16 protein-coding genes are annotated in these 19,144 nt (G+C 63.0%); 8 read left to right on the top strand and 8 right to left on the bottom strand.

Annotated features, from left to right (window positions below):
- Nucleotides 1–108: 108 nt before the first annotated feature.
- The 3 genes from dxs to BX592_RS02445 all read right to left on the bottom strand — a co-directional run bounded on the left by dxs (nucleotide 109) and on the right by BX592_RS02445 (nucleotide 3,294).
- Nucleotides 109–2,016: a 1-deoxy-D-xylulose-5-phosphate synthase gene (dxs, locus tag BX592_RS02455; protein WP_134190075.1), complete on the bottom strand. Its 1,908-nt coding sequence runs from the start codon at nucleotides 2,014–2,016 to the stop codon at nucleotides 109–111.
- Between the two features lie 100 nt (nucleotides 2,017–2,116).
- Entirely contained in the window at nucleotides 2,117–3,001 is an 885-nt protein-coding gene (locus tag BX592_RS02450) for a polyprenyl synthetase family protein (RefSeq protein WP_134190074.1), read from the bottom strand.
- Entirely contained in the window at nucleotides 2,998–3,294 is a 297-nt protein-coding gene (locus BX592_RS02445) for an exodeoxyribonuclease VII small subunit (protein ID WP_134190073.1), read from the bottom strand. Before BX592_RS02445 ends, BX592_RS02450 begins: the two co-directional genes overlap by 4 nt.
- A gap of 310 nt (nucleotides 3,295–3,604) precedes the next feature.
- Between BX592_RS02445 and BX592_RS02440 the strand changes: the two genes are divergently transcribed.
- Nucleotides 3,605–4,711: an aromatic ring-hydroxylating oxygenase subunit alpha gene (locus tag BX592_RS02440; RefSeq protein WP_134190072.1), complete on the top strand. Its 1,107-nt coding sequence runs from the start codon at nucleotides 3,605–3,607 to the stop codon at nucleotides 4,709–4,711.
- A 155-nt stretch (nucleotides 4,712–4,866) separates the two neighbouring features.
- On the top strand, nucleotides 4,867–5,751 hold the full coding sequence (locus BX592_RS02435; protein ID WP_134190071.1) for a sulfurtransferase: 885 nt from the start codon (nucleotides 4,867–4,869) through the stop codon (nucleotides 5,749–5,751).
- 70 nt (nucleotides 5,752–5,821) lie between these two features.
- On the opposite strand, the gene BX592_RS02430 is transcribed toward BX592_RS02435, so the two are convergent.
- The 3 genes from BX592_RS02430 to polA form a co-directional block, all read right to left on the bottom strand.
- On the bottom strand, nucleotides 5,822–6,691 hold the full coding sequence (locus BX592_RS02430; protein ID WP_134190070.1) for a dienelactone hydrolase family protein: 870 nt from the start codon (nucleotides 6,689–6,691) through the stop codon (nucleotides 5,822–5,824).
- A gap of 176 nt (nucleotides 6,692–6,867) precedes the next feature.
- Nucleotides 6,868–8,316, bottom strand: a complete 1,449-nt coding sequence (locus BX592_RS02425) for an NAD(P)/FAD-dependent oxidoreductase (protein WP_134190069.1) — start codon at nucleotides 8,314–8,316, stop codon at nucleotides 6,868–6,870.
- Nucleotides 8,317–8,462: 146 nt separating this feature from the next.
- The gene (gene polA / locus BX592_RS02420; RefSeq protein ID WP_341803224.1) at nucleotides 8,463–11,123 is read right to left on the bottom strand and encodes a DNA polymerase I; all 2,661 of its coding nucleotides are present in this window, start codon (nucleotides 11,121–11,123) and stop codon (nucleotides 8,463–8,465) included.
- 154 nt (nucleotides 11,124–11,277) lie between these two features.
- Between polA and BX592_RS02415 the strand changes: the two genes are divergently transcribed.
- Nucleotides 11,278–12,021: an LOG family protein gene (locus BX592_RS02415; RefSeq protein ID WP_134190067.1), complete on the top strand. Its 744-nt coding sequence runs from the start codon at nucleotides 11,278–11,280 to the stop codon at nucleotides 12,019–12,021.
- A gap of 55 nt (nucleotides 12,022–12,076) precedes the next feature.
- Here BX592_RS02415 and BX592_RS02410 read toward each other — a convergent pair whose 3' ends face one another.
- On the bottom strand, nucleotides 12,077–12,994 hold the full coding sequence (locus BX592_RS02410; protein ID WP_134190066.1) for a transcriptional regulator GcvA: 918 nt from the start codon (nucleotides 12,992–12,994) through the stop codon (nucleotides 12,077–12,079).
- A gap of 114 nt (nucleotides 12,995–13,108) precedes the next feature.
- On the opposite strand from BX592_RS02410, the gene BX592_RS02405 reads away from it, so the two are divergent.
- Nucleotides 13,109–13,783, top strand: a complete 675-nt coding sequence (locus tag BX592_RS02405; RefSeq protein WP_134190065.1) for a chromate transporter — start codon at nucleotides 13,109–13,111, stop codon at nucleotides 13,781–13,783.
- A complete protein-coding gene (locus tag BX592_RS02400) occupies nucleotides 13,780–14,316 on the top strand; it encodes a chromate transporter (protein WP_134190064.1) in 537 nt (178 codons plus the stop codon). Before BX592_RS02405 ends, BX592_RS02400 begins: the two co-directional genes overlap by 4 nt.
- 474 nt (nucleotides 14,317–14,790) lie before the next feature.
- Here the strand turns inward: BX592_RS02400 and BX592_RS02395 are convergent, their stop codons facing one another.
- On the bottom strand, nucleotides 14,791–16,317 hold the full coding sequence (locus BX592_RS02395) for an AMP nucleosidase (RefSeq protein ID WP_134190063.1): 1,527 nt from the start codon (nucleotides 16,315–16,317) through the stop codon (nucleotides 14,791–14,793).
- A gap of 207 nt (nucleotides 16,318–16,524) precedes the next feature.
- Here BX592_RS02395 and BX592_RS02390 point away from each other — a divergent pair, with 207 nt between their 5' ends.
- The 3 genes from BX592_RS02390 (at nucleotide 16,525) to BX592_RS02380 (ending at nucleotide 18,911) form a co-directional block, all read left to right on the top strand.
- Nucleotides 16,525–16,938, top strand: a complete 414-nt coding sequence (locus BX592_RS02390) for a hypothetical protein (RefSeq protein WP_134190062.1) — start codon at nucleotides 16,525–16,527, stop codon at nucleotides 16,936–16,938.
- Between the two features lie 189 nt (nucleotides 16,939–17,127).
- Entirely contained in the window at nucleotides 17,128–18,123 is a 996-nt protein-coding gene (locus tag BX592_RS02385; RefSeq protein WP_134190061.1) for a homoserine kinase, read from the top strand.
- A complete protein-coding gene (locus tag BX592_RS02380; RefSeq protein ID WP_134190060.1) occupies nucleotides 18,114–18,911 on the top strand; it encodes a BPSS1780 family membrane protein in 798 nt (265 codons plus the stop codon). The genes BX592_RS02385 and BX592_RS02380 overlap by 10 nt, the downstream gene beginning before the upstream one ends.
- The last annotated feature ends 233 nt before the right edge of the window (nucleotides 18,912–19,144 follow it).

Here is a 19,144-nt window from a genome sequence, read left to right as displayed (position 1 = left end):
GGCGATCCGCAAAAGGCAAACCGCCGGCCTCGGCCGGCGGTTCCGGATGGGCTCTGCGACCCATCGACCCAATCTGGGATTGCCGCAACAGGGGCGGCGAGTACGCCGTCAGGCGACGCGCTTCACCGACTTCCCGGATGCCGCGCTGACCTGATCGATGAACCGTTCGCGGATCGACTTCGCGATGCCTGCGCCATCGAGACCACATTCGGCGAGCAGCTTGGCCGGGTCCCCATGATCGATAAAGTGATCGGGGAGACCCAATTGTAGTACGGGCTTGATAACCCCACTTGCCAGCAGGGCTTCGACGCACGCGGAACCCGCGCCGCCCATCACACAGCCTTCTTCGACTGTCACGAGTGCGTCGTGCGTTTCCGCCAGTTTGCGGATCAGATCGGCGTCGACCGGCTTCACGAAGCGCATGTTCGCGACGGTCGCGTCGAGTTGCTCAGCGGCGGCGAGCGACGGCGCAACCATCGTGCCGAACGCGAGAATCGCAATGCGCTTGCCCACGGGTTGCGTCGTTTCACGACGGATTTCGCCCTTGCCGAGCGGCAGCGCGGCCATTTGCTTGACGGTCGCGACGCCCGTGCCCGCGCCGCGCGGATAGCGCACCGCCGTTGGGTTCGGCTGCTGGAGCGCGGTGTACAGCATTTGCCGGCATTCGTTTTCGTCCGATGCGGCCATTACCGTCATGTTCGGGATGCAGCGCAGGAACGCGAGGTCATACGCGCCCGCGTGCGTCGCGCCGTCCGCGCCGACCAGACCCGCGCGATCGATCGCGAACACGACCGGCAGATTCTGCAATGCGACGTCGTGGATCAGCTGGTCGTAGCCGCGTTGCAGGAACGTCGAGTAGATCGCAACGACCGGCTTCAAGCCTTCCGCCGCCAGACCGCCCGCGAACGTCACCGCATGCTGCTCGGCGATGCCCACGTCGTAGTAACGGTCCGGATAGCGCTTCTCGAATTCGACGAGGCCTGAGCCTTCACGCATCGCCGGCGTGATACCGACGACGCGCGAATCGAGTTCGGCGGCATCGCACAACCACTCGCCGAACACTTGCGTGTACGTCTTCTTGCCCGGCGCCGTCGACGGCTTGATGCCCTCGGCCGGATTGAACTTGCCGGGTCCGTGGTACAGCACCGGGTCGGCTTCGGCGAGCTTGTAGCCCTGACCTTTCTTCGTCACCACGTGCAGGAACTGCGGACCACGCAATTCCCTGATGTTCTGCAGCGTCGGGATCAGCGAATCGAGATCGTGGCCGTCGATCGGGCCGATGTAGTTGAATCCGAATTCCTCAAACAGCGTCGCGGGGATGATCATCCCCTTCGCGTGCTCTTCGAGCTTGCGCGCGAGATCGAGCATCGGCGGCGCGACGCGCAGCACGCGTTCGACGCCTGCGCGCGCAGCTGCGTAGAAGCGCCCCGACATCAGTCGCGCAAGGTGGCGGTTCAGCGCGCCGACCGGCGGTGAAATCGACATGTCGTTGTCGTTCAGGATGACGAGCAGCGGCACATCGTCGGCAACGCCGGCATTGTTCATCGCTTCGAATGCCATGCCGGCCGTCATCGCCCCGTCGCCGATCACCGCGATCGAGAAACGGTCTTCATGCTGCAGCTTGCTGGCGATCGCCATACCGAGCGCCGCGGAGATCGACGTGCTCGAATGCGCGGTACCAAACGTGTCGTACTCCGACTCGGTGCGGCGCGGGAAGCCCGAGATGCCGCCGTGCTGACGCAGCGTATGCATCTGGTCGCGGCGACCGGTCAGGATCTTGTGCGGATAGGTCTGGTGACCGACGTCCCAGACGATACGGTCGCGCGGCGTGTCGAATACATAGTGCAGCGCAATCGTCAGTTCGACCGTACCGAGGTTGGACGACAGGTGTCCGCCGGTCTGCGAGACGCTGTCGAGCACGAAGGCACGCAGCTCGTCGGCGAGCGGTTGCAACTGGCGGCGGTCGAGGCGGCGCAGGGCGGCCGGGTCGTCAATGGTTTTCAGTAAGTCGTACATCGTCGTTCCATTGTAGGAAAACATACGCGCCCGCACTTCATTCGCGCTACCCCTTCTGGTCCCTGGCGTGCGGCGGGCTTTCGCGTTGATTCTTCGCTTTTTAACTAACCCGGTTCACGACCAGGTCCGCAAGCTCGGCAAGACGCTGTGCGCGTGCGCCGAATGGCGCAAGCGCGTTGTGCGCGTCGCTGCGCAGTTGCGCCGCGAGCGCGCGCGAAGCGTCGAGCCCGATAATCGATACATAGGTCGGCTTGCCGTCTTTCGCATCCTTGCCCGCCGTCTTGCCGAGCGTGGCCGAATCGGACGTTGCATCGAGGATGTCGTCGACCACCTGGAATGCGAGGCCGACGGCTGCCGCATACGCGTCCAGCGCGCTCAGCGTGTTTGCATCCGGCGTCTCGCCGGCTAGCGCGCCCATGCGCACCGAGGCGCGCAACAACGCGCCGGTTTTCATCCGGTGCATCGTCTCGAGCTGTTCGCGTGTCAGTTTGTGGCCCACGCTTGCGAGGTCGATTGCCTGACCGCCGGCCATCCCGATCGAGCCGATTGCAAGCGCCAGTTCGCGCGTGAGCGCGGCCTGCTGAACGGGAGCAAGCGCCGCGCCTTCGGTCAGCGCGACGAACGCCTGCGACTGCAGTGCATCGCCGACCAGCAACGCCATCGCTTCATCATATTGAACGTGTACCGTCGGCTTGCCGCGGCGCAGAGCGTCGTCGTCCATGCACGGCATGTCGTCATGTACGAGCGAATACACATGGACCATTTCCAGCGCGGCCGCAGCGGCTTCGAGGGACTCGGCCCGCGCGCCGGTCAACTCCCCAGCGGCATGGCACAGCAATGGACGGACCCGCTTGCCCCCGCCCAGCACCGCGTAGCGCATCGCCTCATGCAGGCGGGCCGGGGCGGTCGATGTGGGTGGCAAGTAGCGCTCGAGTGCCTGTTCGACGCGCTCGAGCACCGTGCGCATCCATTGTTCAAAATTCATAGATCGTCTTCTCCGCTGTCAGCGGCGGTTGTGGGGAGCGGCTTCAGCGTCTCGCCATCGAGCACGCGAACCTGCTGTTCAACTTTTTCTAACTGCTGCTGGCAGAACGCCACAAGGGCGGCACCGCGCCGGTACGCGGCGAGCGACTCTTCAAGGCTCAGGCTGCCGCCCTCCATCCGACCGACCAGTCCTTCGAGTTCCGTGAGCGCCGCCTCGTAGGTCTCCGGCAGCGGCGCGCCGGTGGTGTCCTCGAGGGACGTATCAGCGTTCTGGGTCGGTGCGATCTTCGCCATGAATCCGTCGCAAAATTAAAACAAGTCGGACATTCTACGGCAAAAGCGACATTTCCGAGCCCACAACCCGATCCCGGCCCGTTGCGCATTGGGCACACCGAATGCGAAAAACGGGGCTAGCGCGCGACGCATGCCTGAAAAAACTCTAGCGCCGATAGCGCAAAAACGCGAACTTCCAACACAATTTTGACCCAAATCAGGTACTTAACGGTCCCCAAGGAGGGGGAAACGGGTATAATCGCGGGCTCCCTAAATCGAATCTTCGATGGTTGGGTTGTTCACTGCTTTCACGTCTTCATCGGGAGTGGGAATGTCCAATCTGAGCAATGCATTGCAGCTGAGGTCTATACATAGTCAGCTGCCAGTCACGGCTTACTTTGACGAAGCGCTTCTTACGCGCGAAATCGAAACCCTTTTCAAGAAAGGTCCTCGCTACGTGGGCCACGAATTGATGGTGCCCGAAGCGGGAAACTATTTTGCCCTGCCGAGCGAAGGCGAGGGGCGCGTGCTCGTCCGTAACCAGCAGTCGCAAATCGAATTGCTGTCGAACGTGTGCCGGCACCGTCAGGCCATCATGCTGAATGGCCGCGGCAGCACGGAGAACATCGTCTGCCCGTTGCATCGGTGGACGTACGACCTGAACGGTCAGCTGCTCGGCGCACCGCATTTCGCGGATAACCCCTGCCTGAATCTCGGCGCCACGCCACTGCAGAACTGGCATGGGCTGCTGTTCGAGTCGCAGGGCCGCAATGTCGCGAAAGACCTTACGCGGCTGGGCACCCAGTCGCACTTCGACTTCACGGACTATATGTTCGATCACGTCGAAGTCCATGAGTGCAACTACAACTGGAAGACCTTTATCGAGGTCTATCTGGAGGACTATCACGTTGTGCCGTTCCATCCGGGTCTCGGCAGCTTCGTGAACTGTGACGACCTGAAGTGGGAGTTCGGCGACTGGTACAGCGTGCAAACGGTCGGCGTGCATAACGGCCTCGCGCGCGCGGGCAGCCCGACATATGCGAAGTGGCACGACGAGGTGCTGCGCTTTCGCGACGGCAAGCCGCCTGAATTCGGCGCGATCTGGATGGTGTACTACCCGGGCATCATGATCGAGTGGTATCCACATGTGCTCGTCGTGTCGTGGCTGATTCCGCGGGGTCCGCAAAAGACCACGAACGTCGTCGAGTTCTATTACCCTGAAGAAATTGCGCTGTTCGAGCGGGATTTCATCGAAGCCGAACGCGCCGCGTATCTGGAAACGGCTCGCGAAGACGACGAGATCGCCGAACGGATGGACGCCGGCCGTCGCGCACTGATGCAGCGCGGCGAATCCCAGGTGGGCCCTTATCAGAGTCCGATGGAAGATGGGATGCAGCACTTCCACGAGTTCCTGCGTCGCGAACTGGGCGCGATCTGATCTAGCGCGGCGCACCGCGTAAGGGTGCGCGACGCATCGCTGCGTGAACCGATCGAAAGACGGGTGACAAGCTTCCAGCTTGCACCCGTCTTTTTTTGTTTAGACTAGGAGCATCGTCCGGCAACGCCCGGCCTCGTTTGCTTGAGGAGCTCGTCATGTCCCAGAACCCCACACCCCACACGCACTACACGACGCTGATCTCCGCTGCGAACCTCGCCGAGCGCCTCGCGTCGGCGCCGGACAGCGTATTTGTCGCGGATTGCCGCTTCGATCTGATCGATACCGGCGCTGGCGCCAAAGCGTATGCCGCTGGTCACTTGCCGCACGCGCACTATCTGCATCTCGATCGCGATCTGGCGGGGCCGAAGACGGGCACTAACGGGCGTCATCCGCTGCCCGATCGTCAACAGCTGGTCGATACACTGGCCGCACTCGGGCTGAGGCACGGTCAGCAGGTGGTCGCGTATGACGCGCATGGCGGCATGTATGCGGCACGCTTGTGGTGGCTGTTGCGCTGGCTCGGGCACGACTCGGTAGCGCTCGTCGACGGCGGGCTGCAAGCGTGGGAGGCAGCCGGACATCCGCTCACGCAGGACGTCCCACAAGCCACTCGCGGCGACTTCAAGGCCGGCAAGCCGCTTGCGGTGACCGTCGACGCGCAGGCGATCGAACACAATCTGACCACGCACGAACGCACGTTGCTCGATGCGCGCGCCGCCGACCGCTACCGCGGCGAGAACGAAACGCTCGACCGCGTCGGCGGACACATTCCAGGCGCGCTGAATCGATTCTTCAAGGACAACCTCACGCCGGACGGCCGCTTCAAGTCCGCGCATACGTTGCGCGAGGAGTTCGGTGCAGTGATGCCTGGCATCGCCGCGGAGCGAGTCGTGCTGCAATGCGGTTCTGGCGTAACCGCATGTCATAACGCGCTGGCGATGGAGATTGCGGGCTTGCACGGCGCCGCTCTCTATCCCGGCTCGTGGAGCGAGTGGAGCGCAGACGCGGCCCGGCCGGTTGCAACCGGCGCGAAACCGTAAGGGCTTGTCCGAGCGACGGCGACGGCGAATTGCCTGTACGGCGCCGTCGCGCTCCACTAATGGCGGATATTCAAACGCCGTGCTGCTTGAACCACGCAAGCGCGCGACGCCAGCCGTCTTCCGCGTCGGCCTTCCGGTAGCTCGGCCGGTAGTCCGCAAAGAACGCATGGCCGGCATCGTCATACACAACGAACTGCGAGCCGCGCGCCTGCTGCGGCCCTTGCGCGATCAGCGCTTTCATCTTGTCGAGCGTGTCTTGCGGAATGCTTTGATCCTGCCGGCCGTATAGCCCCAGCATCGGCACCTTCAGGTCGCTCACGTGATTGACGGGATTCGACGGCTGCAGCGATGTCGGCGTCCCGACCACGCGCCCGTACCACGCGACGCCCGCCTTCAGACGCGGATTGTGCTCAGCATAAAGCCACGCGATTCTCCCGCCCCAGCAGAAGCCCGTGACCCCGGCGCGACTCAGATCGCCGCCATGCTCGCCGGCCCATGCGAAGGTCGCATCGAGATCGCCCAGCACCTGCTCGTCCGGCACCTTGCTGACCAGTTCCTCGTTCAACTGCTGCATGCTCGTGTATTTGGACGCGTCGCCTTGTCGCACATACAGGTCGGGCGCGATCGCCAGATAGCCCGCCTTCGCGAAGCGCCGGCACACGTCGGCGATATGCTCGTGCACGCCGAAAATTTCATGCACGACGAGGATAACCGGCAGATGCGTTTTGCCCTTCGGCTGCGCGCGATAGGCCGGCACCAGCGTATCGCCCGAATGGATACCGACTTCGCCCGCTTCGAGCCCTTCGCTATCGGTATGAATGGTTTGCGCGGAGACCGGCAGCACCGAAGCCGCGAAGCCCGTGCCGATCGCGGCCTTGATGAATGTGCGGCGATTGAAAGGGACGTGCGGGATCAGACTGTCGATTTCAGGCTTCAGCATGCTGCGCTCCTCGATAAGCGGCGAAGTTGAAAGGCCGATGATGAACAGCGGTGGATAGAGCGGACGGCCAGGAAGGCAACAGGATACGCCTGCTGCGTATCCTGTTGCAGAAGCAAACGGCGCGTCGAACTACCGCATCGTCAGCGCCCCGCGGCGCGCTTCGTCAGTCGCCGCGGTCAGTGCAACTTCACACGCGGCGACGTCGTGCGACGCAGCCAGTGCGCGAAGGTGTCGAGCACCATACGCGGATAACCGTGCAATGCGGCGATATGCAGCCGATAGAGCGACATATACATAAAACGCGCGAGTAGTCCTTCGATCAGCATGTTGCCGCCGATCAATCCGCCCATCAGATTGCCGACCGCGCTGAAATGGCCGAGCGACACCAGCGACCCGAAATCGCGATAGGTGAATTCAGGCAGCGTCCGGCCCGCGAGCCTGTCTTCGATTGCTTTCAGCAGGAAGCTCGCCTGCTGGTGTGCGGCTTGCGCGCGCGGCGGCACGTTGCGCTCGGTGCCGGGCCACGGGCACGCCGCGCAGTCGCCGAGTGCGAAGACGTTGTCGTCGATTTCAGTTTGCAGCGTGCGGCGCACCGTCAGTTGGCCGAGCCGATTGACGGGCAGGCCATCGAGTGCGCCGAGCACGGAAGGCGCCTTGATGCCTGCCGCCCAGACCGTCAGATCGGCACGCACGCTCTTGCCGCTTGCCGTGCGCACGACCCCCGGTGCGACTTCGGCGACCGTTTCGCCGACCATCACTTGCACGCCGAGCTTGTTCAACAGTTCGGTGGTCGCGGTCGATACGCGTTCCTGCAGCGCAGGCAAAATGCGTGGACCCGCTTCGATCAGCACGATGCCGATGTCGTGGCGCGGATCGAGCTTGTGCAGCCCATACGCGGCCAACACATGCGCGGTGTTGCGCAGTTCAGCCGACAGTTCGACACCCGTCGCGCCGCCGCCGACAATTGCCACCTGAATGCGCGGCCCGGTTGCCGGCGCAGCGGCAGCCGCGGCGCCGGCGGTTACCACTGGATCGGCAGGCTGGTACCCGGGCGGCGTAACGTCTTGCGTAGCCACTTGCGGCGTTTCAACCTGCGCTTCGGCCTTCGGTGGTTCACTGCGTTGCTCCGCGCGATATTCCGCGCGTACGCACGCCGCGATCAACCGTTTGCGAAAGCGCTCCGCCTGAGGAACCGTATCGAGTGCAATCGAATTCTCAGATGCGCCCGGCACGCCAAAAAAATGCGTCGTACTACCGATCGCGATAACCAGCGTGTCGTATTGCAGCTCGCGCTGCGGCAGCAGTTCGGCACCTTCATCATCGTTGACGCAGCCGAGCGTGATGCGCTTTGCCGAACGGTCGAGCTTCGTGAGTTCGCCCTGCTGGAAGTCGAAACCATGCCAGCGCGCCTGCGCCGCATACGGCAACTCCTGCATGAACGGATCGAGGCTGCCCGCCGCGACTTCATGCAGCAGCGGTTTCCACACATGGGTTGGATAGCGATCGACCAGCGTCACATAAACGCGTGCCCGGGTGACTTTCCTGCTGCGCCCGTAGCGATCACCTAAACGCGTAGCAAGCTCCAGCCCGCCCGCTCCTCCACCAACGACGACGATACGATGCATCGAGACTCTCCGGTTTCTGATTCATATCTGTTGGGCGTCGTAGCGGCGTGCGCCGCAGGCCGTGGCCGAACTAGCCGAATGTCGCGAACGGCGCAGCGTGATGCGCGCCGGAAGAAGCACGGGCACCACACCCGTTCAGTGCACCCTCAATGCGCTTCTTCCCAGTTCGCGCCGGCGCCGACCTCCGCAACGAGCGGCACCTTCAGCGACGCGACACCGCACATCAGCTCCGGCAAGCGCACGCGCACCTCGGACAGTTCTTCGTCAGGCACTTCGAGGATCAGTTCGTCGTGGACCTGCATGATCATTCGCGTGCCGGTGCCCGATTCGTCGAGCCATTTCTGCACGGCAATCATCGACAGTTTGATCAGATCGGCTGCCGTGCCCTGCATCGGCGCATTGATCGCCGCGCGCTCGGCGGCCTGCCGACGCGGGCCATTGCCGCCGTTGATCTCGGGCAGCCACAGGCGGCGCCCGAACACGGTTTCGACATAGCCCTTCTGCTTCGCGCTCGCGCGCGTATCGTCCATATAGCGCGCGACGCCCGGATAGCGCGCGAAGTAGCGGTCGATATAAAGCTTCGCCGCATCGCGCGTGATGCCGAGATTCGATGCGAGACCGAACGAGCTCATCCCGTAGATCAGGCCGAAGTTGATCACCTTCGCAATACGCCGCTGATCGGCGCTCACTTCGATCGGCGTCACGCCGAACACTTCGGACGCTGTCGCACGGTGAATGTCTTCGCCTTGCGCAAACGAGCGCAGCAACGACTCATCGCCGGAGATATGCGCCATGATCCGCAATTCGATTTGCGAGTAGTCCGCTGACACGAGCTTGTGCCCCGGCGGCGCGATAAACGCTTCGCGGATGCGTCGTCCTTCTCCGGTGCGCACCGGAATGTTCTGCAGGTTCGGATCGTTCGACGCAAGCCGGCCCGTGACCGCCACGGCCTGCGCGTAGTTCGTATGCACGCGGCCGGTGCGCGCGTTGACCATGCGCGGCAGCTTGTCGGTGTAGGTTGACTTCAGCTTCGACAAACCGCGGTGCTCGAGCAGCAGCTTCGGCAGCGGGTAGTCCTCGGCGAGCTTTTGCAGCACTTCTTCATCGGTGGACGGCGCGCCGCTCGGCGTCTTCTTCGTGACCGGCAACTGCAGCTTCTCGAAGAAAATCTGCCCGATCTGTTTCGGCGACCCCATGTTGAATTCGCCACCCGCCAGTTCGTATGCCTGCTTTTCGAGCTCGACGAGGCGCACCGCGATTTCGTTGCTTTGCTTCTGCAACTTCGCCGCGTCGATCAGCACGCCGTTGCGCTCCATCTTGCGCAGCACGCGCGCGGTCGGCATTTCGATGTTGCGGTAGACGAACTCGAGGCCTTCTTCGGCCTTCACCTGCGGATACAGCGCGTGATGCAGCTGCAGTGTGATATCCGCATCTTCGGCCGCATATTCGGCGGCCTGCGCGAGCGCGACTTCGTCGAAGCCGATCTGCTGCGCGCCCTTGCCCGCCACGTCTTCGTATTTGATCGTCTTCAGACCGAGATGGCGCAGCGCGAGGCTGTCCATATCATGCGAACGGTGCGACTCGACCACGTACGACTGCAGCAGCGTGTCATGCTCGACGCCGTCCATCGCAATGCCGTAGTTGGCCAATACCTGTTCATCGTATTTCAGATGCTGGCCGACCTTTTTCCGATCCGCACTCTCGAGCCACGGCTTGAGCTTCGCGAGCACTTCCTCGCGCGGCAATTGCAGCGGCACGTCAGGGCCGCGATGCGCAACCGGAATATAGGCCGCATGGCCCGGTTCAACCGATATGGACAGCCCGACCAGTTCCGCGATCATCGGGTCCAGCGACGTCGTTTCGGTATCGAACGCGGTGATCTGCGCTGCATCGATCCTAGCGAGCCACTCGTCGAACTTGTCCCATGTCTGCACGGTGTCGTAATGGCGTACGCCATCGATGACCGGCGCAGGCGTTTCGCCGGCGCCCGGCCCTTCGACGGCTTCAGCCGCCTCCACTTCGCGCAGCCATGTCTTGAAGCCATGCCGCGTGAACAGATCGCGCAGTTCGTCGCGCGCTTCTTCGCGCGAAGCAAGCGACTCCTCGAGCGACTTGATATGTTCGGTCAGATCGCACGCGGTCTCGACCGTCACCAGCTTGCGCGCCATTGGCAGAAAGTCGAGCGCACGACGCAGATTGTCTCCTACCGCACCTTTGATCTCAGCCGCATGTGCGACGATGCCATCAAGCGTTTCGAACTGCGTGAGCCATTTGACGGCCGTCTTCGGGCCGCATTTCTCGACGCCGGGCACGTTGTCGACGGTATCGCCGATCAACGACAGATAATCGACGATACGCTCGGGCGGCACGCCGAATTTGGCGATCACGCCGTCGCGATCGAGCGTCTCGTTCGTCATCGTATTGATGAGGGTGACATGGTCAGTCACGAGCTGCGCGAGATCTTTGTCGCCGGTGGAGACGATCACGTTCATGCCGCGCTGCTCCGCCTGTTTGGCGAGCGTACCGATCACATCGTCGGCCTCGACGCCGTCGATCATCAGCAGCGGCCAGCCGAGCGCGCGCACAGCGACATGAATCGGCTCGATTTGCCGGCTCAGATCGTCCGGCATCGACGGGCGGTTCGCCTTGTACTGCGGGTACCAGTCGTCGCGAAACGTCTTACCCTTCGCATCGAAGACGCACGCGCTATACTCTGCGGTGACTTCCTTGCGCATACGGCGCAGCATATTGATGATGCCGTACAGCGCGCCCGTCGGCGCTCCGTCGGGGCTGCGCAAATCTGGCATCGCATGATAGGCCCGGTACAGATAACTCGAACCGTCGACCAATAGCAGGGTCTTACCTTCCAGTGCTGTGCCCGGCCCAGACTTTGCAACGGCTACCGGTTTCGCTTGCAGGTCGGTGTTCAGCCCAGCTTCCAGATCTCGTTCTTCAGGCATTATGACTAAGAGAAAAGTGATTCCGAGTCTGCGTTCACTCGCAGATCAAGAGCGCGCAACAGCCAAGAAGGCGCGCGCATCGTGGCAGATGTTCACGATTATGGCAGAGTTTATCGAGGCGACCGAGTACCTGTCGGAGATCCGGCCAGCGGTCAGCATCTATGGTTCGGCGCGCCTTAAACCGAACTCCCCATACTACAAACTGGCGATGCAGATTGCCCGCAAACTCTCCGACGCGGGCTTCGCGGTGATCTCGGGCGGCGGCCCAGGCATTATGGAAGCGGCCAACAAAGGTGCGCATGCGGGCAAGGCACCGTCGGTGGGCCTGAATATCGAATTGCCGCATGAGCAATCGGGCAACCAGTGGCAGGATATCTCGTTGCGCTTCCGGCATTTCTTCACGCGCAAGGTGACTTTCGTGAAGAATTCGGACGCGGTGATCGTGATGCCCGGCGGCTTCGGCACGCTCGATGAACTTGCCGAAGTGCTCACGCTCATTCAGACGAAGAAGTCGCGTCACGTGCCGATCATCATGGTCGGCGCCGAGTTCTGGAAAGGCCTGCTCGGCTGGTTCCAGGAAGCGCTCGTGCCGATGGGCCTGATCAATCCGGAAGATATGAACCTGATGCAGGTGATCGACGATCCGGACCAGGTGCTCGAAGCGGTGCTGTCGTTCTATGAAGAGCGCGAAGAAGCCGAAGTGCATCCAGCGAAGTCGGACGAAGACCGGATGTTCTATCTGTAAATCCGCATGCGCTATTGAGCTTGCTTACGAGCCGCATGCGCAGTGAACTTCGGGCTCACACGCGCGGTTCGCGAATCTTCTGCTGCGGGTTCATCTGTTGCGTCGACTGCGCTTCGAGCCAGCGGCAAAACTGCGTGACGAGCGGCGCGTCCGAGACCTCGCGCCGCGCCACCCACCAATAGCCGCGCGCATCGATGCGCGGCCCTTCCAGCGGCATGACGAGGCGCCCGGACGCGAGTTCGTCATCGAGTAGCGGCAGCGGACCGAGCGCCACGCCGAGGCCGTCGACTGCCGCTTGCAGCGCCAGATAGAAATGGTCGAACGACTGCTTCTTGCGGCACTTCGCTTTCACACCCGCTACGGTCAACCATTGGCGCCACGCATCCGGCCGCGTATCGGAATGCAGCAGCACGTGACGCGCGAGATCGTCGGCGACGCGAATCGGTGAGCGCTTCAGCAGCGCCGGACTGCAGACCGGCACTTCGCTTTCGTCGAGGAAATGCCCGCTCACGCAGTTCGGCCAATGCGCGGGACCACGCCGCACCGCGACGTCGAAGCCGTCGATCGATTCAACCGGCGCGTTCGACGTGGCGAGCCTCAGTTCGACGTTCGGCGCGATGCGCTGAAACTGGCTCAGACGCGGCAGCAGCCATTTCATCGCGAACGTCGGCAATGCATTGACGCGCAGCACATGCACGACACCGGTGTCGCGCAACTGGTCGGTTGCCGACGCGATACTGTCGAATGCGGCCTGCACTTGCGCGAGATAACGGTGGCCGCTGTCCGTCAGGCGAACGCGCTTGCCGATCCGGTCGAACACCTGCACACCGACCCATGCTTCGAGCGCCGCGACCTGGCGGCTGATTGCACCGTGCGTCACATGCAGTTCGTCAGCGGCGGCGCTGAAGCTGTTGTGACGCGCGGCGGCTTCGAACGCCCGCAGCGCGGGAAAGGGTGGCAGTTTGCGGATCATCGCGCGATTATCACGCTTGTGAGCCGGAGTCACAAGCAAGCGCCGTAAAAATCGTTTTGCACCGCTCGCGAACAGCGCTACTCTCCGTAGCCTCTACTGGAGGGCGACTGCAAAATGAATCAACACTCCTCTTCTTCTGCGTCGAGGTCGCCGGAACCGCTGGCCCGGCGCGGTTCAACGCCGACAGCCGGCGACTCACCTGAGGACGCTGCGGCAGCCGACCGCATACCGAGCGTCGGCGACATCTTCAAAGGATTTCTCGGGTTGGGTCTCACTTCGTTCGGCGGCGCGCTGCCGCTTGCGCGGCGCACGGTCGTCGAACAGCATCGCTGGCTTAGCGCCGCCGAGTTCACCGATCTGCTCGGGCTGTGCCAGTTTCTGCCGGGCGGCAACGTGATCAACCTGTCGGTCGCGATCGGCATGCGCTTCCATGGATGGCGCGGCGCGCTGGCGGGCCTGCTTGGGTTGATCGCCGGGCCGTCGCTGGTCGTGATCGCGCTTGGCGTGCTTTATGAGCACACGCAAAACGATCCGCATGTGCAGCATCTGTTCGCGGGCCTCGCGGCCGCTGCTTCGGGACTGCTGATCGCGATGGCGGCGAAGATTCTGATGCCGCTGCGGCGCAAGCCGGTGGCGGCCGGCATCGCGGCGCTCGGATTCGTCGCGATTGCGGTGCTGCGCTTTCCGTTGCTGCCGACGATGTTAGTGCTGACGCCGCTTAGCATCGCGCTCGCGGCGCATGCGGCCAGGTCGGCGAAGCCGGCGAACGAACGAGGCGCACGACCATGATCGCCACGCTGGTCGCGCTCGCGCTGATCTTCAGCCAGTTATCGCTGCTCGCATTTGGCGGCGGCAATACGATCCTCCCGGAAATGCAACGGCAGGTCGTCGATGTGCATCACTGGATGCCGGCAAGCGAATTCAGCGCGCTCTTCGCGCTTGCGCAGGCGGCGCCGGGGCCGAACATGATGGTGGTCACGCTGGTCGGTTGGCACGTGGCCGGTTGGGCGGGCGTGCTCGTCACGTCGATCGCCAAGTTCGGACCGTCATCGCTCGTCACCGCGCTTGCGCTGCATGCGTGGGAACGCTTCAAGGACCGGCCGTGGCGCAGCATCGCGCAGAAGGGACTTGTGCCGGTGACGGCCGGGCTTGTCGCGGCGAGTGCGATGTTGATCGCGCGTGCTTCCGATACGAGCTGGCTTGCGTGGAATATCACTGGCGTTTGCGCCGCACTTGCGTTCACGACGCGGATTCATCCGTTGTGGCTGCTGGCGGCGGGGAGTGTGATTGGTTTGGTGGGGTGGGGCTTTCTGTCTGCCTGAACGGCGATTTAGTCGCGATCCCCGCCGAAAGCTCGCCGTTTCAAATCGCGCTACATCCGCTTCGCGGCCGCTCCGGAAGGTATTTCACGCGGCTGCCAATTCACGCGACTGCCAATTCGGAAGACAGTCGATATCGATCTGATCCAGCGCAAAAAGCGACCGTTCCAGCCATGAGTGCCCGCATTCCCGCAATGTAGCGATACACCGGGCTACGCTCTTCGGGTGAAAGCCCGAGTTCATCCATCACACCTGGCATGGCCGCTTCGTCGCGGAGAAAGCGATCCGTATGCTCCCGGATCATTCGGTGCACGATGGCGCACGCTCCGAGCCGGTCAACACCTTCGCGAGTTCCTTCAAGTCACTGACGGCAAAGGCAGCAAAGTAACGCTCTGATCAACAGCCTATACCGCAGGCAGCGGTTCACGCCGGCCAACATCGCGGCTTGACCCGCTGCCCTGCGCTGTCAACGCCAACCTACTGAAAAGCCACCTCCGCAAAACTCCGCAACTTCCGGCTATGCAACCGATGCAACCCATCGGCTCGCAACAGTTCCATCGCCGCCACACCGATCTGCAAATGCTGATCGACCTGCGCGCGGTAAAACTGATCAGCCATCCCTGGCAATTTCAGTTCGCCATGCAATGGCTTATCCGACACACACAGCAACGTGCCATACGGCACGCGAAACCGGAACCCATTCGCGGCGATCGTCGCGCTTTCCATATCGAGCGCAATCGCGCGGCTTTGCGACAGCCGCTGCACCGGCTCGCGATGATCGCGCAATTCCCAGTTGCGGTTATCGACACTCGCGACCGTCCCCGTACGCATCACACGCTTCAACTCGGCACCATCGAGTTGCGTCACCTGCGCGACCGCGCGCTCGAGCGCGACCTGCACTTCGGCAAGCGCCGGAATCGGCACCCATAGCGGCAGATCGTCATCGAGCACATGATCTTCACGCACATAGCCGTGCGCCAGCACATAGTCGCCCAGACGCTGCGTATTGCGCAGGCCCGCGCAGTGCCCAAGCATGATCCACGCGTGCGGTCGCAGCACCGCGATATGGTCGGTAATCGTCTTCGCGTTCGACGGCCCAACGCCGATGTTGACCATCGAAATGCCGCCGCCGTCCGCGCGCTTCAGGTGATACGCGGGCATCTGCGGCAACCGCGGCGGCGGCGTGCCATCGCCCGCCTGCTCGCCGAGATTCGCGTTATACGTGGTCACGTCACCAGGCTCGACGAACGACGTGTACTCGCTGCGATACGCGCGCAGGTCCGCGTCGTCGGTATGCGTCATCATCGTGCGGCCGAGCTTCACGAACTCATCGATGTAGAACTGATAGTTCGTGTACAGCACATAGTTCTGGAAATGCGTCGGCGATGTCGCCGTGTAATGCTTCAGCCGATGCAGCGAGAAATCGACACGCGCCGCCGTAAACAGTGCAAGCGGATGCGGCTCGCCAGGCATCGGCTCATACGTGCCGTTGACGATGCGATCGTCGAGCAGCGCGAGATCCGGCGTATCGAACACGTCGCGCATCATGAACAGACGGTCGCGATCGAGATCGCCTTCGAGATGAATCCCCTCGGCAAACGCGAAGTGAATCGGAATGGCCTGATCAGATACGCCGACTTCAATCGCCACGTGATGATTCTTCGCCAGCAACCTCAATTGTTCGCGATAGTAATTGCCGAACAGATCGGGCCGTGTCACCGTGGTTTCGAACACACCCGGGCCGGCAACGAAGCCATACGAACGGCGCGAATCGATTTGCGTATTGACTTCGGTGCGTACGCGCACGAACGGATAGCACGCGCGCACGCGGCGCCCGAATGCTTCGTTGCGCCGATAACGCGCGAACGCATCGCGCAGAAACGACGTGTTCGCTTCATAGATCGCGGAAAGACGCGTGACAGCCGCGGTGGCATCGTCGAACGCCTCGGTCATGTACGCGCTGGCCGGCGTCTGTACCAGGCGCTGATTGGTCTCATAGTTCATGTTCACGTGCCTCGCTGGATGAACCCACATTATCACGGAACCCGCGTCATCTGACCGGTCCGTATCTCGCCGATTCGCGGCAACCATGCGGCGAATGTGAGGCCGCGCACGCGCTGCGCACAATCCGCGAAAGCGGCGCAAAATAAGGCGTAGACGGCCGTCGGCCGAACCTATTTGTTAGAATGCGTCACCTTTCGGAGAATCATCATGAAGCCGCTCCTTTCCGTCGCCGCCGCGCTGGCCTTCGCCGCGTCCGGCGCCGCGCTCGCCGCGCAGCCCGCTGCCGACCAGCAGCCGCCCGCGCAGCAGCCGGCCCCGACGGCAACGATGTCCGCCAACGAGCGGGCCGGCCTGCCGGATCTGGACGCGATCAATCGTCCGGCGGCGGAAGTCAGCTCGAAGGTCGAGATCAACGTGCCGCGCACGCCGAGCTTCTATGAACGCAGCGGCAACGGCACCGAGATCACCGAATTCCGCGACCGCGGCAAGCCCGTTGAAATCGACGTGCGTTCGAACTTCGGCACGCGCTATCAGATGACCGCGCCGCCCGATACGTCGCCGCAAGTCCACGACAGCGCCCGCCCGACCACGCGCCTGCCGTCCGTGAACCTGCACTACTGAACGAATCCCGCACGGGGTGCGCATGCCGCGGCCGGCGCCGCCAGTTCCGGCCGTTCCAGTCAACCGGTCCGCCGCGCAAGCACGCTGTACGATCCGCATGACGCAGTACCCGCACCCGGTTTGTAATCCCCGATCACCCCACTGGTGGCCCGCCCGCGCCAGCCGACCAACCCGACCGATGTTTCCCGCATGGCCGTCTTCACTGCTGTCACCGAAGCTCAACTCGCGCAATGGCTGCGTCATTACGATCTCGGCGAGGTCGTCGAATTTCGCGGCATCACGTCCGGCATTGAAAACAGCAATTTCTTTCTGACCACGACCGGCGGCGAATACGTCCTGACGATCTTCGAAAAACTGACAGACCGTCAGTTGCCGTTCTACCTGGATCTGATGCGGCATCTCGCCGCGCATCGCGTGCCGGTACCGGACCCGGTGCTGCGCGACGATGGCGCGCTGTTCGGCATGCTGCACGGCAAGCCGGCGGCGATCGTCACGAAACTCGAAGGCGCGCCGCAACTTGCGCCCGGCGTCGAGCATTGCGTCGAGGTCGGGCAGATGCTCGCACGCATGCACCTCGCGGGCCGCGACTTCGCGCACCATCAGCCGAATCTGCGCAGTCTGCCATGGTGGGAAGAAACCGTGCCGACGCTGCTGCCGTTCGTCGACGATGCGCAGCGTTCGCTACTGACTAGCGAACTCGCGCACCAGCACGCATTTTTCGCATCCGCCGACTACGCGGCTATGCCCGGCGGCCCATGCCACTGCGATCTGTTCCGCGATAACGCGCTGTTCGCCGATGCGGCGCCCGGCACCGGACATCACGTGCGCCTCGGCGGCTTCTTCGATTTCTATTTCGCCGGCTGCGATAAATGGCTATTCGATGTCGCAGTCACCGTCAACGACTGGTGTGTCGATCTGCCGACCGGGCGCCTCGACGACGCACGGGTCGACGCGCTGCTGCGCGCGTACCAGACCGTGCGCCCGTTCACGCCCGAGGAGAATCGCCATTGGAGCGATATGCTTCGTGCGGGTGCGTACCGTTTCTGGGTCTCGCGCCTGTATGATTTCCACTTGCCGCGCGCGGCCGAGCTGCTGACGCCGCACGACCCCGGCCATTTCGAGCGCATTCTTCGCGAGCGCCTGCAGGGCGTCGCACTCCCTGGTATTCACACCTCATGCAACTGATCGAAGTCCCCGCGAAGACCGGCTATGTATGGTTCCGGCAGGGCATCTGGCTGTTCCGCAAGAACCCGCTCGCGTTTCTGACGCTGTTCTTCGCGTACCTGCTCGCGATGACGCTGATCTCGCTGATCCCGGTGATTGGTGGCGTGCTGCCGCTCGTGCTGATTCCTGGCGTCGCCGTCGGCTTTATGGCGGCTTGCCGCGACACGATCGCCGGCAAGCCGGTGTTCCCGACTATTCTGGTCGACGGCTTCCGGTCGTATGGCGCAACCGTCGCAAGGCGGCTACTGCTGTTGGGCGGGCTCTATATCGTTGCGATGGCGCTCGTGCTGGCGGGCTCCGCGCTCGCCGACGGCGGTGTGCTGCTGCGCCTGATGCTGAACGGCGAAACGATGCAGCAGGAAACGCTCGCGAACAGCAATCTGCCGCTTGCTGTCCTGACCGCGCTCGCGTTCTATGTGCCGGTCGCGATGCTGTTCTGGTTCTCCCCAGTTCTTTCCGCATGGCACGACGTGCCGCCGGTCAAGGCGATGTTCTTCAGTATCGTCAGCTGCTGGCGCAATCGTGGTGCATTTATCGTGTACGGCGTGCTGTGGTTTGCTGTTGCGATCACCGTGTCGCTCGGACTGTCAGCGCTGCTGCAGGCGCTCGGCGCCGGCGACCTCGCGCTGATCGTACTGATGCCCGCGTCGATCATCGTCACGACGATGCTCTATTGTTCCTTCTACGCGACTTATCGCGGCTGCTTCGGCGTACAGGGACCGGAGCAGCCAGTGCCGCCCGCGGCCTGATCCCCGCGACCGGCGCGCGACCGGCGCGCGATCAACCGGCGCTCAGCCCGCGGCCAGTCGACAACAGCGAGACGCGTCCTCCTCTATGTCACCGACGCTCGCGGGCGCGCGCCTCAGGCGGCCGCGCGACGCCGCGCCGCTCCACGCTGCGCTTCGCGCGACGCCACGGCTCAACACGGCTCGCCAGCGCAACACAATTGCAGGACAATGATTTGCACGCGATCGATTCGCGC

Source organism: Paraburkholderia rhizosphaerae, assembly GCF_004366595.1.
In the GTDB taxonomy this organism is placed as follows: domain Bacteria; phylum Pseudomonadota; class Gammaproteobacteria; order Burkholderiales; family Burkholderiaceae; genus Paraburkholderia; species Paraburkholderia rhizosphaerae.
The sequence above is the reverse complement of the archived record's forward strand: the minus strand, read 5'-3'. Positions and strand labels throughout refer to the sequence as shown.

Bases quoted from the DNA above. Each gene is read 5' to 3' on its own strand.
- dxs (WP_134190075.1), bottom strand. From the start codon at position 2,016: ATGTACGACTTACTGAAAACCATTGACGACCCGGCCGCCCTGCGCCGC.
- BX592_RS02450 (WP_134190074.1), bottom strand. From the start codon at position 3,001: ATGAATTTTGAACAATGGATGCGCACGGTGCTCGAGCGCGTCGAACAG.
- BX592_RS02445 (WP_134190073.1), bottom strand. From the start codon at position 3,294: ATGGCGAAGATCGCACCGACCCAGAACGCTGATACGTCCCTCGAGGAC.
- BX592_RS02440 (WP_134190072.1), top strand. From the start codon at position 3,605: ATGTCCAATCTGAGCAATGCATTGCAGCTGAGGTCTATACATAGTCAG.
- BX592_RS02435 (WP_134190071.1), top strand. From the start codon at position 4,867: ATGTCCCAGAACCCCACACCCCACACGCACTACACGACGCTGATCTCC.
- BX592_RS02430 (WP_134190070.1), bottom strand. From the start codon at position 6,691: ATGCTGAAGCCTGAAATCGACAGTCTGATCCCGCACGTCCCTTTCAAT.
- BX592_RS02425 (WP_134190069.1), bottom strand. From the start codon at position 8,316: ATGCATCGTATCGTCGTCGTTGGTGGAGGAGCGGGCGGGCTGGAGCTT.
- polA (WP_341803224.1), bottom strand. From the start codon at position 11,123: ATGCCAGATTTGCGCAGCCCCGACGGAGCGCCGACGGGCGCGCTGTAC.
- BX592_RS02415 (WP_134190067.1), top strand. From the start codon at position 11,278: ATGACTAAGAGAAAAGTGATTCCGAGTCTGCGTTCACTCGCAGATCAA.
- BX592_RS02410 (WP_134190066.1), bottom strand. From the start codon at position 12,994: ATGATCCGCAAACTGCCACCCTTTCCCGCGCTGCGGGCGTTCGAAGCC.
- BX592_RS02405 (WP_134190065.1), top strand. From the start codon at position 13,109: ATGAATCAACACTCCTCTTCTTCTGCGTCGAGGTCGCCGGAACCGCTG.
- BX592_RS02400 (WP_134190064.1), top strand. From the start codon at position 13,780: ATGATCGCCACGCTGGTCGCGCTCGCGCTGATCTTCAGCCAGTTATCG.
- BX592_RS02395 (WP_134190063.1), bottom strand. From the start codon at position 16,317: ATGAACTATGAGACCAATCAGCGCCTGGTACAGACGCCGGCCAGCGCG.
- BX592_RS02390 (WP_134190062.1), top strand. From the start codon at position 16,525: ATGAAGCCGCTCCTTTCCGTCGCCGCCGCGCTGGCCTTCGCCGCGTCC.
- BX592_RS02385 (WP_134190061.1), top strand. From the start codon at position 17,128: ATGGCCGTCTTCACTGCTGTCACCGAAGCTCAACTCGCGCAATGGCTG.
- BX592_RS02380 (WP_134190060.1), top strand. From the start codon at position 18,114: ATGCAACTGATCGAAGTCCCCGCGAAGACCGGCTATGTATGGTTCCGG.